8 protein-coding genes and 1 pseudogene are annotated in these 17924 nt (G+C 59.8%); 3 read left to right on the forward strand and 6 right to left on the reverse strand.

Annotated elements, in window-relative coordinates; all coding sequences use genetic code 11:
• The first annotated feature begins 9 nt into the window (after window positions 1–9).
• On the forward strand, window positions 10–2088 hold the full coding sequence (locus PHA01_RS03385) for an nSTAND1 domain-containing NTPase (protein WP_271893342.1): 2079 nt from the start codon (window positions 10–12) through the stop codon (window positions 2086–2088).
• A gap of 423 nt (window positions 2089–2511) precedes the next feature.
• Here the strand turns inward: PHA01_RS03385 and PHA01_RS03390 are convergent.
• Window positions 2512–2822, reverse strand: a pseudogene (locus PHA01_RS03390) (hypothetical protein); the annotation flags it as partial.
• A 270-nt stretch (window positions 2823–3092) separates the two neighbouring features.
• Here PHA01_RS03390 and PHA01_RS03395 point away from each other — a divergent pair.
• Both PHA01_RS03395 and PHA01_RS03400 read left to right on the forward strand, forming a co-directional pair.
• Window positions 3093–5510, forward strand: coding sequence for an ATP-binding protein (locus tag PHA01_RS03395; protein ID WP_271893343.1), 2418 nt, complete (start codon window positions 3093–3095; stop codon window positions 5508–5510).
• The gene (locus PHA01_RS03400; RefSeq protein ID WP_271893344.1) at window positions 5507–6451 is read left to right on the forward strand and encodes a response regulator; all 945 of its coding nucleotides are present in this window, start codon (window positions 5507–5509) and stop codon (window positions 6449–6451) included. Before PHA01_RS03395 ends, PHA01_RS03400 begins: the two co-directional genes overlap by 4 nt.
• On the opposite strand, the gene PHA01_RS03405 is transcribed toward PHA01_RS03400, so the two are convergent.
• The 5 genes from PHA01_RS03405 to PHA01_RS03425 all read right to left on the reverse strand — a co-directional run bounded on the left by PHA01_RS03405 (window position 6448) and on the right by PHA01_RS03425 (window position 17914).
• The gene (locus tag PHA01_RS03405; RefSeq protein ID WP_271893346.1) at window positions 6448–7698 is read right to left on the reverse strand and encodes a DNA cytosine methyltransferase; all 1251 of its coding nucleotides are present in this window, start codon (window positions 7696–7698) and stop codon (window positions 6448–6450) included. The genes PHA01_RS03400 and PHA01_RS03405 overlap by 4 nt on opposite strands.
• Window positions 7699–8385: 687 nt before the next feature.
• Window positions 8386–8838 (reverse strand): very short patch repair endonuclease, encoded by a 453-nt coding sequence (locus tag PHA01_RS03410; protein WP_271893347.1) that lies wholly within the window; start codon window positions 8836–8838, stop codon window positions 8386–8388.
• A 6-nt stretch (window positions 8839–8844) separates the two neighbouring features.
• Window positions 8845–14301, reverse strand: a complete 5457-nt coding sequence (locus tag PHA01_RS03415) for an ATP-binding protein (protein ID WP_271893349.1) — start codon at window positions 14299–14301, stop codon at window positions 8845–8847.
• Window positions 14298–15809 (reverse strand): hypothetical protein, encoded by a 1512-nt coding sequence (locus tag PHA01_RS03420; RefSeq protein ID WP_271893351.1) that lies wholly within the window; start codon window positions 15807–15809, stop codon window positions 14298–14300. Before PHA01_RS03420 ends, PHA01_RS03415 begins: the two co-directional genes overlap by 4 nt.
• The gene (locus tag PHA01_RS03425) at window positions 15806–17914 is read right to left on the reverse strand and encodes a hypothetical protein (RefSeq protein ID WP_271893352.1); all 2109 of its coding nucleotides are present in this window, start codon (window positions 17912–17914) and stop codon (window positions 15806–15808) included. Before PHA01_RS03425 ends, PHA01_RS03420 begins: the two co-directional genes overlap by 4 nt.
• Window positions 17915–17924 lie beyond the last annotated feature (10 nt).

Raw genomic sequence — 17924 nt, forward strand, 5'->3', positions numbered from 1 at the left:
GCCGTAGAGATGGTCGCAAACGCTGCCGGTTCGAACGAAAATAAGGAATTGCAGGCGCATGTGTTTGTGCGGCGTTGGCGGAGCGGTGAGACGTATTTTTCCCCAGCACCGGCGGGCGTACTCGTCACAGTGCCTTATCCCGGCTTACGGAGCTTCAGTCCCGATTTGCAACGGTTTTTCTGCGGCCGCGATGGAGAAAAGCAGGATCTTAAGAGGATTTTTTCGGAGCAGAACAGCAGCGGGTTTGACAGATCAAGACGGCTCACTGTGGTCGTTGGTGCTTCGGGTAGCGGCAAGTCCTCCCTCACCCGAACTGGGCTCGTCGGAGAGCTGGACAGCATCGCGATCGATGGCGAGTGGGGCGCATGGTACGTTGCTGAAATGCGGCCCGGAAACAACCCAATCAATGAGCTACAAGCCGCGCTAAGGCTGTTGCTTCAGCGCTTCGTTGACCTTTCTTTTCCCGAAACGGCCCCCGGGTGGTCAGAAACGGGGGGCGATTTCCGTGAGAGGTCTCCCGAAAAAAAAGCTGCATCTGCGCGGCAACGTGGAGATCGGATACGGGCCGTGGCTCGCAATCTAGGTGTTGACTGGTCCGATAGTGCGAATGCTATCGGTGCCGGCGAGATCGTGAGGCAGTGGTTAGAACACGTTATTTCTCCAGCTAACGGCGTGACGACGGCCCTATTCAGCTTTGCGCACGAGGTCCTCGCTGCTTTCGACGCTGCCGCGAGTCCGGGCTTACCAAGCGGTCAGCCCTTGCTGCTGCTATACATCGATCAATTGGAGGAGTTGTTCCGGGACTCATGCGACACCAAAGCTCGCGCGGCGCTGATTCAGCTTTTGCGTGACATTCACAGCTCTTGTCCTGGGCGACTCTTCGTCGTCTGCACAGTTAGAGCCGAAGAACTTCACCGCTTCTCCGAATATCTCGGAATGGCCGATGTTCTTAACAGCTCCATGTATTTGCTTGGCCCAATCGACCACGATATCAATCTAGTAATCGTCGACCCGGCGTATCGGCTCGCTAGATCTTGGGAAATGCCTCTCGACCAGTCATCGGCCAACTGCCCGTACACGAACGACGCCTTGAGATTCCTTGTCAACGCCTATGGTGAGTCTAGCCACGCAGCTGCGCATAAGGCGGACTGCCTGCCATTACTTCAGCATCTGCTCCCGCTGGTCTGGAGAGACGCAGTCGATGACTGGATCAGCCGTCGCGAGCACGACGCCGGGGCCTTCTTCGAAATCGACACGCGGCACTTGAATTTGGTTACCGGCGGGAAGGAGACGCCAGACCTGGAACGACGGAGCCTTCTGCAGAAGTACCTAAATTCGACGGCGGATAGTGTACTGACGAAGGCGAGAATCCAGTTTGTGGCAGCGCAAGGGCCATCGTCCAACATTCCATCCGATGAGTTGAAAGCCGAGGTCGATGGAATCCTGAAGATTGCCTTCGGTAGCCTCGCGGAATTGGACAGTATAGGTAGGGTAGTCCGTAGGTTCAGCTCTCTCGAAGATATGCTTAAGTCGTCCGGAGCCGCAGACCGTCTCGGCTGGCGCCAGTCGACAGACGAGAAGACGAAAGGAACGGCTCATGAAATAGAGTTTCGGCTCCGAGTAGCTTTGGACGAGTTTGTGAGGGCGGGATTTCTTGAGGTGCTGGCGGCAGGTGAATCAGGTAGCACCCGATTATACCAAGTTAGTCATGAGGCTTTTATCCGCAACTGGAGTACGTACATAGCTTGGCTAGAAGACTGGAAAAATGTGAAGGTTTGGCTGAATACCACCTCCAATACCATTGTTGATCTGAAGCCACGAGATCACTACGGCTGGAATTGGATGAGCCGGTGGAACCATCGTTACGGCTGGCGGAACTTAAAACGTGGACGTGATGCAGCGCAAGTAATTCCAATCGCTGGCCAAATTGCTTTGGCGCATATTTTCGGGCGTAATTCCCCCTACAACGAACTATGGGCTCGCACTATCCTCAATGAAAATGACAAGGCGGTTGTGGCGATTAAGGACGCTTGGGAGGAGTCAACGTGGTATCGGTCTAGGCGCGGATGGGGCTTATTCCGGAACTAAGATTGCAACCTTTTGGAAGTTGGCGAACGAAGTCTCGTGGTCCGAAGTGAGTGGCGCCGAAATGCCGGGCTGAGGTTGCTGCGATGAGTGCTGCTAAGGATCTTTTTGTCGACATGCCTGGTGAGATTCTTGCAGGTGCGACTTAGATCGCCAGGAAATCCGCGTAAGCGTTCTGATACCGATCGGAAACTAATCTTGCCTGTTCGACGGACATCCGGAAGAAGCCTGGTTCGCCCCTGGTAAGTACACGTCGGCCGTGTTCGGAATTTATGTCATGTTTCGCCTCTTGAAAGCGAGTGACATGAGCTCGTTGAACCAAATCTGGCAATATTCTAGTCCTCGAACCGTGAGCCGCGCATCCGATCCGCATTCCAAACCTTCAGCTAGATCGAGCCTTGCTCTTAGCGGCGGTGGCTTCTGGTTAAGCTCGTGGAGGTTGGGCAAGACCAACCGGAAAGGCTTCGAACCAAAGAACGAAGAATGGGCATTCTTGAAAGCTTTGGCGGGGATCAGGACTTCCCATCCTCGGTCGCGGTCGTTCCGGCGAATTTCGCCGCGGTGAGGCGCCGCTCCGATGTCGGTAAATGCCCGCGCGGGCAGACGAGCAACTGGCGCAGATTTTCCTGCCGTAATCCAAGATGCAGGTCAAGGCGAAGCATGAGAAATGAACGGATCGATTCGGCGGCCGCCCGCGGAAACCGACGCTGATCAGGCATGCGGGCAAGAATATTCTCCTCCGGGTTTGGCTTCCATTTCGGCACGATCCGGGCCGCCATCAATACTTGGCAGGCGATATCGCAGTAAGCCTCGACTTCAGGGCCTTTTCCTCGCAAATGCCTACTGCCCGACGCAAGAAGTCTGTGCACGCTTCGGTTGCAACTGCTTGCTGATTGTTCGTCCTTGAGCCATTGTCAACGGGGCTGAATTCGGCAGCAAGTCACTTGCAGCTCGAGCAAATGGGGCATCGCGGCACCGCTAATTCCCCCTTGATGACAGGGTAAACAATGGCTGATGCGGCGACTATCCGAAAAAATACTTCGAAAAAAGCCAAAGATACGCCTTTTGAGCATTTCCGCATAAGCACCGGACTTAAGGACTTGATTGGGCGCGACCTGATCACCGACGATTTCGTTGCCGTCTTCGAGCTTGTGAAAAATGCATTTGATGCGCGGGCAAAAAAGGTCACCCTCGTCTTCGAGGAAGACTCCATCGTGATTTCAGACGATGGCAAGGGAATGCGCCGGGAGGACATTCTCAACAAGTGGCTGTTCGTGGCCTACTCCGCCAAGCGTGATGGCACCGAGGATGCCGACTATCGCGATCGCATTGGCGAGGGACGCAGGGTGTACGCCGGGGCGAAGGGGGTCGGTCGATTTTCCTGTGATTGCCTTGGCCAAACGCTCTTGCTTTATAGCAGGGCGAGGGGGAACCAGGTCCAGATGCTTGAAGTGGATTGGCGGAAATACGAGAAGGATCCAAAGCAAGAGTTTGCCAAGGTAGGTGTGAAGCTGGGCGAGGTAAGCTTGTTTCCCCCCGTTTCGCATCATTCCCCGAAGGGCGTGGGGACCAGTCTGGTGATCGGCATGCTTCGATCCGTGTGGGATCGCAGTAAACTGCTCGAGCTGCGTCGGGCATTGAGCAAATTGATTAATCCGTTCTCGACCAAGGCCGACAACTTCAAGATCGAGATCGTCGCGAAGGTGGAGGCGGTCGAAGACGACAGGATAAAGAAGCTCAACGACGCGCGGGAACCAGACGATCCAGCAGGATTTCTCGTTAATGGATTGATCGAGAACTCGATCTTAAGTGCTCTTGCAAAGCGGACGACAGTCATTCGCGTCAAGTCTATTGAAAACGGGAGGAGACTTGAAACCGAGCTCGAGGATCGGGGCGACCTAGTCTACCGGATCAGGGAGGTCAATCCCTACAAGCGCTTGAAGGATGCTGGCTTTTCGTCGGACGTGTACTTCCTCAACCGGAGTGCCAAGACCACCTTCGCTCGAAGGATGGGCGTGCGGTCGATCGACTTCGGATCCATATTTGCCTTTCGCAACGGGTTTAGGGTCGTTCCCATTGGAAACGAGGATGATGATTTCTTCGGGCTGAACAAGCGCAAGCAACAGGGACAACGTCGGTTTCTCGGAACTCGCGAGGTCGTCGGGAAGGTGGACGTACTAGGCGTCCCAGGTTTCGATGAAGCGACCAGCCGGGCCGGTGGCTTCATCCGGTCGAAGCACGTCGACGAGTTGATAACCGCGTTGGTGGATAAATGCATAAAGCGCCTAGAGCGCTATGTGGTTGATATATCTTGGAAGGATGACTTTGACAAGGATGATGCAACGACCTCGCGAATGCGCCTCGACAGCAGCAGCGCGAAGATCGCCCAGCTGGTATCTCGGCTAGCTGCAACCGACGGCGTCGAGGTTGTCGCCTTCAATCCAGACTTGGTTCGTATTGTCGACGAACGGTCGGACTCGTTTCTCGATTCGTTTCGCGCTCTGGAACTTCTCGCCGAAAAGACCGGTAGCAAAGATCTTCTTGCGAGTGTGGATCAAACGCGTGCGCGCATTGAAGCGCTTCAGGCCGCTGAGGCCGAGGCCCGGGACGCCGAGCAGCGCTCGGAAGCGAGGGCTCTCAAAGCTGAACAAGATGCAGCGACGGTTAGGTCGGAGCTGGTCGTTGCAACAGAGATGCTGGAAAGCGAACGTGGTCGAAACAGCTTTCTGATTGCAGCGGCTTCGTTGGACAAGGATACGATCCTCAACCTGCACCATCAAATTGGCATGCATGCAGCTGCTATCCAGCACAGCATCAAGCTAATGTCTGAAAAGTTGCGGCGAGCGGATCAGGTACCTAAGGAAGAGATTGCGAGCTTCCTCGACAAGGTTTCCTTCCGCAACAGCCAGATCTTAACGGCCGCGCGATTTGCAAGCCGTGGGGGGTACAAGGAGCAAGCGATCTCGCGCACTGATGATCTGGCGCAGTTCATCCACGACTACACGGACGCGATTGGAAATGCTTGGGCGCCTACTGGAACGACGGCTAGCGTCGAGTGGCAGGGGAAGGGCTTCGAGCGGAAGTTCAAGCCGATCGAAGTTGGCATAATCATCGACAATTTGGTCTCTAATGCTGGAAAGGCAGGTGCGTCAAAGCTCCTCCTTGCTCTGTCAATTGAAAAGCGTGAAGGAAAACAACAGCTTGTGATCGACGCGGCTGACGATGGGGCCGGTTGGGCAAAGAACCTGAAACCCCTCAACTCCATCTTCGAGATGGGCGTCACGACCGGAAAGACGGGGTCAGGCCTTGGACTCTATCATGTGAAGCAGGTCGTGGGGACCATGGGAGGAACAATCGAGGCGATGCCTGAGCCATATGATGACGAACACCCCGGTGCCCATATTCGGATTAGGTTGCCCGCATGAGGTTGGATTTTCGACTGCTGGTGATCGACGACCAGCCAGACGGGATTGCTGACGCGATCGAGATGCTGAGAATGTCTTTGGAAGACAAAGGATTTCGTCTCCAGGTCGAAATCGCCGAGGATATCTCCGTAAAAGGGATCGATGCGTATTGCCGTGCGGAAGGGCGAAACATTGATCTCGCGATCGTTGATTATAAGCTCGGCGAGGAGAGTATCGATGGGGCACTGGCGGCACAGACCGTGCGAAGCCGATTAAAGTACACTGATATCATTTTCTACTCGACTAGCCAAAAGAAAGAGTTGGCAAAAAGAATGGCGGAAAGCCATGTCGAAGGGGTCTTTCTCGCGTCTCGCGGGAACGACTTCGACGAGGTTCTCTGGGGTGTTGCCGAGACCATCATAGGAAAAGCCGTCGATCTCAACCACATGCGTGGGATAGCCATCGCCGAGGTAGCTGAAATGGATCTCTTGATGGAGGAGATCCTAGCTGGGGCCTATAGCTCTGGAAACGACGCCTTCGTGGCGAAGGGGCGCGATCGCCTCGCAAGCTTGATCCAAAACGAGAAGGAAAACGTCGCCAAGCTTGAAAAGCGACTGAAGAATGCAAAGCCTGGCGACATTGTCCTGGACAACGCAATTTTCGGGTCGACTTACAAGTGGCAGGCAGTGTGCAAGCTTGCGGAGATGGTGCTGGGCAAAGCGAACGAGCTATGTCTGGTCTTCGCTGCATACGACACCGATGTTATTGCAAGGCGCAACATGCTGGCACACGCGCGGGCGGTCCTCGACGATGGGATGACGGCCTCGCTGCAGGCGATCCGACCTGGGCGGATGGACGAGGAGATTGACGAGGCCTGGATGGTCGATTTTCGCAGCCAACTTACCAGGCAACGGAATGCGTTGAATGCCATAGCGGCTGCGGTGGCGAAGCGGGCTCGCTAGCCGCCACCGAGCAAACCAGAAAGGTTTGCCCCGATCTGTTCGGCCAATAGAGGCGGAACAGCATTGGCAACTTGTGTGTAGCGCGGTATTTCCCGGCGCCGCGCAAGGCCACCCGTCGTGAATTTTCCCTTGAACTGGAACCAATCGGGGAATGATTGCAGTCTCGCGTTCTCTCGGACAGTAAGAGTCCTTGGTTCCTGGTAGTGCAACAAGTCATCGGGCATGCTCGTGATGGTAGGCGCCGGCGAAAGCGGATCCAGGACCCTCAAGGCCATTTTCCGCAGCCCGTGCCGTTCTCGGAGTTCTTTCGAAATGGCGCGGTTCAATCGTCCATCTTCGGCGCAGTTGCGAATAATGTCCGCAAAACGTGCCACGATTTCGGGAGCATGCTTTGCCAACCTCGTGTCGGAAAGCGTCTCTGCGTGCTCCTCGTTCATCGCTCGCTGGTATGGGGTCCTTGGACCCCTATGTGCGATAGCCAAGTACCCGCTGGTCTCCGGGCATGGAACCTTGCCAGCGACCGCGACTTCCAGATCGGACAAGGCGTCGCGTGCGGTGGTTCCTGGCATGAGCCCCCGTTTTGCGAGGAAGGCAGGCGAACCGGCACGGAGTTGGTCGAAGAACGTGGAAACTTGACCGGACGCTTCGAGATCGCGACGAACGCCGATTAGGAAGAAACGAGGTCGCGCCTGTGGTACGCCAAAATCGCTAGCCATCAGTATCGTGTCCGCGATGATGTAGTCGACGTCGAGACGTTCCCTGAGTTCGGACGCAAAGTTGCGCCCAGCCCCGGGGAGACCGCCCCCAAAGTCGGCAGTGAATCCCTTTACGTTCTCTATAAGGACAGCCTTCGGCATCAAATCCGACACCAACGAGAGATAGTCAAGGAACAGGCTATTTCTCGGATCGTTCACTTGCCGCCTCCCCGCGTGAGAAAAACCTTGGCATGGTGGCCCACCAGCCAGCAGATCTACTCTCCCTCGCGCGTTGTCCAGGAAGCTCGCGCATTCCTGCCTGAACGACGCGATTTCCCAGGGTTTGATCGCTACGCCTTTCGGCCAGCTTGCGATCGCGCTCGGCCCGGCACCCTCCAACAAGTTCGTGCGGTATGTCTGGAATGCATGTTGGTCCTTTTCGATCGCCATCAGGCATTCCCACCCAGCTCGCTTTAGGCCCAGGCTAAGTCCTCCACATCCGGCGAACACGTCGACGAATTTAAGTCCGTTTGCCGAGACTTTCTTGGTCATCTGCCTTGCCTACTGATCCTGCATGCTCGCGGTACTGTGCAAGAGGACGGCTAATAATGTGCTATCGCTAGATGAAATAAACTGATCTCACGAATGTTGAGAGGACCATGGACCAAGCGCTTAGCAAGTTCTTCAAGGCGCTTACCGAGCAAGAACAGAAGTTCTTGCCCTATCTGGAAACCGATAGCCTTGGCTGGTCTTGAGATGCGCGATCAACGAGCTCGACTAGCATGCCTACCAAATGTCGAGGCGCGATGACGTCGGCGAACGGCAGGAGGAAGAATTCTACCTGCTGCGCCTTGGTGTCGCGAGATTGGTTACTGGCATCGTTAAAGCTGCCAAAGTCCCTCCCGCTATCCCCCATCTATCGTGTCGTCATCGCGAAGCACTACGCCTACTCCTTGAAGGAAGTTGCCGTCGGAGCGGATGTTGCCTACGCAAACTGGGCGCAGCTCATCAATTCAGTCAATCTCTTGAAGCAGGGTCCTTAGTCCGGTCACCGGCTGTCGGGTTTATTCGCCATACTAAGGTTGACGGAGGCGCCAAATGAACCCGCCGAGCATCTTCCCGAACCAGCAAGTTCCTGGCAGGTCTACACGCTTAAGTTCGGTGTCCTGCAGGAAGGCGCGGCGACACCTCCGAGCGATCAACCCGCGACGTCCGGACAGGAGGACTGACCGAGAAGGATTACTCACAAGTAACGCCAGCAAACCCTGGGGGGGATTGCTTCAAAAGGCTGGCGAATTGCATTGCCGTGGCCCCGGCTTTCGATGGAGTATCAACTTCGCATTCCCATGCGACGATCACGCACCATCCTAATTCCTCAAGTTGGCTTGTTACCCGCTCGTCCCGTGCGACGTTGCGCGAGAACTTGTCGGTCCAGAATTCCGTGTTGGACTTGGGCGTCGTGGCGACCTTGCACCCTGGATGCCGGTGCCAGAAGCAGCCATGGACGAAGATCGCAGTTTTGTACTTGGTTAGTACGACGTCGGGCTTGCCGGGAAGCTTGGTGTCGCGTACTCGAAACCGAAATCCAAGGCGGTGTAGGGCTTGCCTCAATGCGATCTCGGGCTTCGTATCCCGTGACCGGATGCGCGACATTCGCTCGGATCGCTGGGCGGGCGTTAGCGTGTCGACCATGGCGTGTCACTCTTGCTCGGTCTCGCGAGCCTGGAGTTCGAAGAACGGCAGGCCCCTGACGATTTCGCCTGGCACGTCGAACGACTTGTACAGGCACTGGTGTACCTTCAGGGATTTCACGCGTTCTGCCAAGTCCGCGGCGCCTCCCGTCAGCCCCAGCGCCGACAACTCTGCCGGCGTCACGTTCGGTACCTTGTGGATGAACCATGTGAGCAGCGGCTCCCGGTAATCGGTGGCATTGACCTTGAAATGACGTAGGTACTGCGAGGCAAGTATCACTCCCGTGCCGAACTCGCGGCCCTGTAGTAGCAGTTTGCGCAACACGTCGAACTCGTAGCGCATGATGTTGTCGGCTTCGTCGACCAGGAGATACGAGTCGATTGCGCGAAGCTGCGGCTCCTCGCCTATGAACGGACGCTTTGGCACGCGAAGCATGTTTTCGTAGAACATGTTGAGCATGATGGCCACTAGCATGTTCTTGCTGCGATCGTCCTGGCCCAGGGCGTCCAGCGACACCACGACCACCCCGTCGAGGAATTGGTCGAATGGCACGGCGTCCCCGGCATCGGGCACGAAGATTTCCATGTCGATGAGGTCGTCGATGATGGCCATCGGCGAGTCCGACTTTCCGTCGAGCAATTCTGCGTAGGCCGCGTGGACGTCGCGCAGCGTAGGGGGCTTGCCAGCGGGCGACGACTCGTAGGCCGTGCGCACGGCACGCTTCAACTTGTCGCGCTGAACCGGGCCAATCCCGGTGTAGATCTTATCGAGGACATCCGCGAAGAACCGGAACCGGTCTAGCCATGGCGCTGCCACGTCGCCGAGCCCACTAGTGTCGAATAAGTTCAGTGGCAGGCGATGCGGTTTCACGACGCGCGCACCGGTAGCCTCGACGAAATCCGGGCTGCTGTAGTCGCGCTTGTAGTCGAAGATCAGGAACCGCGGCCGGATCGCCCGGTTGTCGGCGGACGAGCTGGAGATTTGCAGGATGAGGGATTTCAGGAGCTGCGTCTTGCCGGTGCCAAGGTCGCCGACCACGCCCATGTTCAACTGGTTTAGCCTGGTATCCGAGACGTTCAGTCCGATCTCGCCCGGCCTGAAGCTATCGATCGTCGTCCCGATCGAAAGCACGACGCCACTAGAAGTGTGGCTCGATGGATGCTCGCTCCCGGGGACGAGACTTGGTGATGCGGGTGGCGTTTCCAGGTCGGTAGGCAGCCAAGGCGCAATCGCGACGCCCTCTTCTATCGCCTCCGTCGCAGCCATGGCCTCGTTGGCAAGCCGCGGTATCGGTGCTGGCAGTGGATCGGCGAGATCGGGGAGGAAACCCCATTGGCCGACCCTTTCCCGGACTCCCGCGTAGAACGCGGCAGGGTCGCCAGCCACGACGAGGCCCGCGTCGCCATTCCCGATGGTAACGGTCTCGTCGAACCCGTCCTCGTCGCGGTCGCGCACCCCGCTGCGCGGGCTGTCGTCGACGATGATGAGGCGCCCGCGCTGGTCGACCGAGACGCAGGGCAACGGGCCCAGGATCGCGGCCGCGATGCGTTCGTGGATTGCCGACCATTGTGCTTCCCGCCCGGCGACGTCGGGATGCTGGCTGTAGACCCTCATGCCGAATCCAATGATCGACAGCAGCAGGTGCTGGAAGCCAAGTGCCCACGCGACCGGCTGGCCCTCGTGGGGCAGCAAATTGGAAAGAAGCCGCGAGAAGGTCTTGGCTTGTTCGAGCGCATCGCCGACCTCCGAGGCGGGGAAGGTCGAGCCTAGCCTGCACTTCACCTCGACGGGCGTGAGATGGATCTTCGCTTGCTCGCCCGACAACCGTGCCCCTATTACCAGCAAGTCCGGCCGGGAGAGGGACGTTTCCTTCCGGTCCTTGCCAAGCGACCGTGCCAGGTCGGCGAAATAGCCACGAAACGGATCGACTGGCACGATTATGCAAACATTGACGTCCTCGCCCTCTCCGTCGATCACGGGAAGCAGGCTTCCCTCCAGGCTTGGCTGGCGAAAGCGGTCTTGTAGCAACCTGACAGCCACGAAAAGACCGAGATCGCCAGTTGCCCCATGGTTGTCGCTCGAAAGGCCGCGGATCGTCGGGATGCCCCTGCGGGCGATCTCGAGAAGGAGGCCTTGGACGCTGTCACCGCTGATGCCTGCGCAAGACGGCAGTCGGGCCAAGACCTTGGAGAGGGCTTCTCGATCGGCCTGTTTGACCTTGGAGAGAAGGTAGTAGCCGTTTGTGTCGCCCGCACGATGGGAGTAGGACGGCATGTCGTAGTCCCAAAGGTAGGCATTTTCCAGCCACCCTCCAAGGAAGCACGCGGGATCGATCGCCGACGACGAGACGGCTACGAACTCAGCGTTGCGCGCCTCCAGCATGTCGCGCACGACATTCACGTTCGGGGCGAAGCGCAACCCGGTTCGCCGCTCGCCTAGGTTCTCCATGGTGGCAATGCAGGCGCCAATCTTGTCTGCTAGCACGGACCCCGATGCGTTGGTGGGGAGGGACTGCCGCGTCTCGCTCAAGAACGCTCCGGGGAGCTGGCGGCGTATACGATGCCGAAGCAACCCGCCATGCCCAAGGGGTGACCGGCCGGCGACGGTTGCGGCACTGGGCTCCGACATGTCCAGCTGGGCAATGATCCCAAGGTCCGGGGTTGCCCGGGCGGGTTGCCCATCGAACCACCGGACGCTGTTCCTCGTGTCCTCCGACAGGTTGGCGATGGTTGCGTCGTCTGGCCGGACCCCGACGGGCCGGTGGTCGTAGATCTCGACAAGGCGCGGGCCGGCGGCCTGCCGAGGCGTCCGGCCATTGCCGTCGCGATACCTGTTCGAGCACCATTCGACCAGACCCTCATTGCATGCGTCAGTCGTCCCGCCGGCGCTTTCCACGACGAGGCCGACAACTGGTTTTGCAGCGAGCAGCCCGGATACGTCGTCCAATGCCCTTCCCACCTGCGCCGCGCTGAAACCGACCGAGATTCCACCGACGGAGATGCCAAAGGCTTCGCCGAAGGGCGCGACCTTCGATCGGCTTGGCAACCGCCCAAGGCGATCGCCGTTCCAGAGGACGGACCAGTAGTCGGTGCCATTCTCAACCGCCAGGTAATCCACCTGCTCTATCCCGCCGGGGGAGCGAAGCGACATCGTGAGAACGTCGGGTACGCAATCTGGATCAAGCACACTGGCGGCGGGACACGGCTTCCCGAGCGTGTCTGCCTCGAGCAAGACCCCTTGCGCCAGCGCCTGCCATGCGATGCGCAACGGGTGCAATGGCGAGAGTATGACCGCGTCGGGTATGCGCGCCAACGTCCGGCCATCGTCCTCCAAGGTTGTGACGATGGCCACGTCCACCCAGCACGCGACGTCGGGGGAGCCAGCAAGCCAGGCCGCGTAGGAATCAACGTACATTTCCACGAGCGAACGAAATTCCTCGTCGCCCCGGAGCCACTTGCCGAGCTCCGCTGCCTCTACAAGGCCGGTCTGGTCCCCCGTGCCTCGAATGCGGGCGGCGATCTGCTTGCGTGCCTCGATGAAGCCAACGGGCGGCTCGAACTCCGTGGCGTCTGGCCGTGGATCGTGCAGGAACCGCCCACTGGAAAAGACGGGACCAGTACCAACTCCCCATGGTTTCTGCACCCATGAGTCGACGTAGTCATTTGCCAGGACCACCGGAAGGAAAGACTTGGCGATGGCGTCTTCAGCGAGTATCCAGTCCTGGAGGCTGGAGCATCGCGCGCTCCTATTGAGCTGCACCACGGGCTTGGCGTCCGATGGATCGACGAGGCGACGATTGACGCGGATCAAACGCTCGAATTCGCTCCTGCATCCTTGCTCGACCACGTCCTCTACCGAAATGAACAATCGGCAAGTTTCCTGGTCCATGGATCCATCCGCTGCGTCGCGTTGGAAGCCAATGTCGAGCTGGTAGTTGGTCTCGGCCTCGACTTCGATCTGGTGATGGCCTGACCTCACGTGTCGAACCGGCAATTGGTCGACGGCATCCATGCGATCCTGCACATCGTCGCCAGTACCCTCCGCGAATGGGTCGACGCGGACGCCCGGGGAGGTGAAGACCAGGATTTCGTAGCGTCCGCCCCCGGGCACGACCATACTACTCTCGAATCCCGGGGACCCCTTCTGCCTGCGCGGCGGCTTGCGGGGAGGTGTAAGCTTGCGCGCCAGCCGGCATGCCACGAAAATTCCTGGTTGCCAGGTGGAAAGCGAGATTACCTTGATGGTGCCTGGCTTAAAGCCAATGGCTGAAGCCGCGTATCGCATCGGGGACTTGTGCTGGGGCAGCGCTTCGTCCACCAGGGTGGCGTCCCCATCCCCGATGGTCACCTGGCCGATCTCGTTGCCCTTGGGGCCGCGCTCGATCGAAAGGGTGCTGCCAGTGGCATCGGCGCCGACCGCCTCGAATGCCAACGTGACGCCGCTCTCGACGACGATGGGCATTCCCTTGCCAAGGTGGACCAGCGGATTCGAGCAACTGATGCGGATGTCGCCTTGTGCGCCGGCATCCTCGGTCAGCAGTTCAGTCCATTTTTCCGCCGTCAGCGCTGTCCACCAGCTTGGTACGATGGGAAGCTCGAGGCCATTGCCGGGTGCGTAGTAGGTCGCGGTGGCGCGCTCGAACGCGGTCGGTAGGTCGCATACACTCCGCAGGTGCGCGAGGAACGCGTCGAGGTGCTCTAGGTCCTCGTGGTCCGCATTGTCCTTGGCGCGCCGGATACCAGGCCCGAAGCCATCGGACATTGCGTCGGCGACCTTCTCGAGGACGGTAAGTTGCTCGCGCGCAGCCAGGCTACCATCACCCAGCGGTGGCATGCCACATGCGAGGCTTATCTTGGCCCCGGGCGCGAGGCCAGTCTTGGAACCGGCTGTCTCGAACAACCGGGAAAGGACGCGCCAGGCATTGGTGCGTTGGGTGCGCTCGGGGTCGAGCTCGTCCGCGGCCGTGGCCGCACGTCCCACCAGGATACGGGCCTCGTCTCGCTGGGCTTGGTCGCTGAGGCCACATCGAGCAATGCCTTCCCGCACCAGGTCCTGGACGAATTCGTCTGCCCACCAGTCCTCGAAAGGGACGTTGCCGCCGTTGTTGGATGCTGCCACGCCGAATTCGTCGGTCGTCGACGTCACCGAGCGCATGCTGTGCTGGCCAGGCGGCACCAACGCCAGGAAGGTTGGTTGCGATGGCGAGTTGCGAAGGTTGAGGAGGTGCGTGTCGTCGCACCGCCCCGAGGCACCGGCCGGGGGGGGTGCCTCGCCAGGCGCCAGGGCCGGAAGTAGCAAGAGGACCGGTACGAGCGCCGACGATCCCGCCAGCATGTCGAAGACGCGCGACATGACCTCCGGGGGCGGGCCGTGGAAAATCAGGCGGACCTCGGCATTCCCGGCCGAGGCTTGCTTCAGCTTGTCATGGACCAAGTCGTGGATGGTCGATGCGAGATGGTTCATGCAATGACCTGCTTCACGGTTGGGAAGGGAGGCACGAGCAGCATGCCGCTTTCCGCGTCGGGGCTATCGAGGACCAGACCCAGCATCCGCAGCTGGTGGCCAAGGTCGTTGGTGGCAATGTCGCGATGGTCCACGGAGATCCCATAGGCCGATAGGTGCTGCGAGAGCCGGCGGACCGATCGAGGCCCGCTCGCCCCTGCGAGCGAGCAATGCACCAACGCAAGGATCGCCACCGGCCCCATGCCAACTATCCAGGGAGCACCGTTCCCGGCGCTGCGCTTCCTTAGCACGAAGCCTTGGTCGTATCCCCTCAGGATCGGGCTGGCTGCCTGTCGCTGCCCGAGGACGTGGCGAGCGAATTCCATGATGTTCGAGCCGATCCCCTTCTTGCATAGGAGCGTCCGGGTCTCGCGCTCGGAAACCTCCGCGAGCATGTCCCCCAGGCCCATTGTCGCCAAGGCAGCGGCGTTGCGGCGTACGCGGTCGCAAAGATCGAGGACTTCTCGGGCGGACGAAAGGCCATGCCCTTCCTCCTGGACCATGTCTAGCGCCCAAAGGGTCGCGTTCAGCCCCAGGCGAGCTTGCAGGAAGGCGGATGCCCTGTCCTTCATGCCTGGTAGTGCGCGATCGCCATAGGAAAGGAATTGGAAGGGCCGGGGGAAGATCAACGCACGTGCTTCGTCAATGTCCTTGGGACCGGCGCCATCGAGCGCGCTTCTTACGCAACTCCACATTCTCGCGTGGAGGTCGCAAGTCCACGTGACGTGCGCGACGGCCCCAAGCCTCAATACTGACTCCAGCAAGCTTGTCCATTGCCTTCTGGTCATCGCGGACTTTGCGGCGATCACCGAGCCGAGGTCCCGGGCAAATCGCCTTGCTGGATAGGCTAGGTTCCTTTGGTCGTCCATGTCGAGGGTGAACTGCTCGTTCGCCGAAAGCATGCCCCACTTGGGGCTGGGCGCCCACGCCTCTATTTCCGCTTGGAGGAAGCGGGCAAAGATATCGTCGTCGTCGACTACGGCAAGCGCCTCGAAGAGCGCCTGCCAGGTTGCCTCGGCCTCCGGCAGGTTGCGAGACCCAAGCCATATCATCCGCCTCACCAAGGCGCCAGCAGGCCATGAGTTGGCGCTAAGCCGCGCGGAGCCCGAGAACGCCGCCGCTTTGGGCACCAGCGGCGTGACCTGTACGAAACGCTTCGAGGATTGGTTCGGAAGCTTGGGGCTTTCGAGCACTGAATGCAGTAACATGTGGAAGGCGTCGGGGTCGAGGACCGCGCCCTCCGGCTTCCGGTGCCGGTCGCGATACCATTGCACGTCCTTGTCTATCTCCCGCCCGCGCTGGGGAACCGTTCGCTCGGTCGCCCCCTCGAGGCCTACGTGGCGATACAATGACGAAAGCAGGACCTCAGAGCTTGCGTATTCGGGGGCGGGGGACATGGCCAGGCCACTATCCTGGTAGGCAGGATGCGACGTGCGCCAAGGTTCCTCCCTGAATCTCGCCAGGCTCATCGGGTCCCTCCGTCCTTGCGGATGCCAAAACCGAACCTTCGCTGCACCACCGAACTATCGGCCGATCCTATCTGGATTCGCGCCCGCTCCAGGAGCTGGCGGTCCCTCACGATGGGTCCGGCGAGCCGGGCGCGCGTCGTGTCGAGGAGGGCAAGGACTGTCCGAGGGAGGGACGCAATGGACATGCCTTCCTCTAGCTCCTTCACGGCCTTGAAAAGGTCGTAGGTGAGGGCAATCGGTTGGCTCGACCGGCCATCTCCTACCTTGAGGAACGGGATTGGCGACGCCGGCCTCCCGCTTGTGTTGGCGTGGAGGGGGCGGACGGACCGCGCGGGCACGACGAGCATGGCGCGGCGGGCCACTGGAGGCAGCGGCTGGCCAAACGTCGTCGTGAGCGAGATCTCGAAATCCTGGTTCCGGTTCAACAGCAGTTCTACCTCGTGCGCAATTTCGTAGAGGCCTTCGCCCTCGCCATCCTCGATGACTTTTTGGAACTCGGAGAGAATGGGTGCATCAAGGGCCGTGGCAGTCCTCGTGCCCAGCGACCTGCGCACTAATCGGCAGGTAAAGTCGCGCATGAACCTCTGGAGGTTCGTCGCGGACAAGGGGCGCCTTCGGCGCACACCTGGGCTTGATAGTTCGGCATCGAGCCTTGCGAGCCGATCGATGAGCTCGACCTCCAGTCGCGTCAAGACTTGTAGCTTGCGCACGTAGTCAAGTCCCTCGAGGACGGACCTGCTGAACCGGACATCAACTTCGCGCAACGCAAAGCGCGTGTTGCGAGACACTTGGACCTGCGTGTCGGGCACAGCCAACGCGGGGTCGAGCAACTCGGCGAAACCCTCCAGCACGTCGCCTATCATGCTGGGCAAGTATGGCGCCCGTCGCGAGGAGAGGAACCAATATAGCCCCATCGCGGTATTGTCGTCGTCCAGCCCAAGTTCCTTAATGTCGCGCAGCAGCGACGGCCCCGCGTCGCGTTCCCATCGATGGAAAAGCGCGTGCTGGTATTGCGCGGCGACCAGTTGGAATATCGAGGACGAGGTGTCACGTGACGGCTTCCCGCCACGGCGAGCCGTTTCGTCGAGGCCTGCCAGCCTTGCGGCCCATCCACAAGGATCAAGGCCCGCGTCGCGGGGCGACACCCTGTGGCCAGCTAGCAGGTAGGAAACCAGCGAGAACAAGTCCCTGAAGCTCCACCGCTTTCCACTTGCGACCTCGTACCATCGCAGCATCTGCAGAAACGACCCTTCCTCGCGCTCGCGGGCAAGCCGTTCGCGGCTCCCGCAGAACGGGCACGACGGCCCGGCCGAACAGCTGCCCGCGGGGAGCCACCGGCTTTCCTCCAGTGCATGGCGTAGCAACGAACGCGCGGGAGCCTCGCCGCAGCGGGTCGGTGCCAGGAGCAGCGATTCCGCATCCATTGGCCACGCCGCGACAGTCGGGAACAAATCGAGCGGCCAGCACGAGGGTGCGTCGGGCGCGAGGCTGACTGCGCGGGTGATCGCTTCCAGGAGCCGGCGCGACTGGTCCGAGCCTCGATCGATCGCCTCAATGAGAGCGTCGTCGAGGACACCCCTGTTGACACAGAACAGATATGCCTCGGTCTGCGGCGCCGATTGCATCGCCTCCAGCTCGTCGAGCAACAACTGGGCGGCGGGCCGGCCAGTGGCGCCCAAAACAGCGGAAGCGTCCTGGACGATGGAGATCGCGAGCTGGCGCTTGGGAATTCCAAGTGAACCCGCATCGACCCGTACCAACCGGGGGACGAAGCCATCTCCCGCCGGCAGGAACGACCCCGCAAGTGCTCGAGTGAGCTGCTGGCTTGCGCCGAGCGCGCCGTCCAGCCAGCCAATGGTTGATTCGATGGCCTCCGTCTTGCCGTTGCCGGGACCGCCAACAAGCATCAGGATCCGCGGCGCGCTTCCTGGCGCCTCGACCATCTTCTTGGCCCAATCCTCGAGCTTGTGGAGCAGATTGGTCTCGAAGACGTTCTCGCCCGGTCGACCGCTTCCTTCGTCAAAAAGGCGTCGAACCCCGCCCGATCTATTTCCCGACCAGTTGACCAACCGTGATGGATAAGTCGCCTTCGCTTCCAACTCCACGATCGTCCCG

It is taken from the genome of Candidatus Phyllobacterium onerii (genome assembly GCF_028331445.1).
Lineage (GTDB): Bacteria > Pseudomonadota > Alphaproteobacteria > Rhizobiales > Rhizobiaceae > Phyllobacterium > Phyllobacterium onerii.

Excerpts from the sequence above, each read along its gene's own strand:
- PHA01_RS03385 (WP_271893342.1), top strand. The coding sequence starts at position 10 with ATGGTCGCAAACGCTGCCGGTTCGAACGAAAATAAGGAATTGCAGGCG.
- PHA01_RS03395 (WP_271893343.1), top strand. The coding sequence starts at position 3,093 with ATGGCTGATGCGGCGACTATCCGAAAAAATACTTCGAAAAAAGCCAAA.
- PHA01_RS03400 (WP_271893344.1), top strand. The coding sequence starts at position 5,507 with ATGAGGTTGGATTTTCGACTGCTGGTGATCGACGACCAGCCAGACGGG.
- PHA01_RS03405 (WP_271893346.1), bottom strand. The coding sequence starts at position 7,698 with ATGACCAAGAAAGTCTCGGCAAACGGACTTAAATTCGTCGACGTGTTC.
- PHA01_RS03410 (WP_271893347.1), bottom strand. The coding sequence starts at position 8,838 with ATGGTCGACACGCTAACGCCCGCCCAGCGATCCGAGCGAATGTCGCGC.
- PHA01_RS03415 (WP_271893349.1), bottom strand. The coding sequence starts at position 14,301 with ATGAACCATCTCGCATCGACCATCCACGACTTGGTCCATGACAAGCTG.
- PHA01_RS03420 (WP_271893351.1), bottom strand. The coding sequence starts at position 15,809 with ATGAGCCTGGCGAGATTCAGGGAGGAACCTTGGCGCACGTCGCATCCT.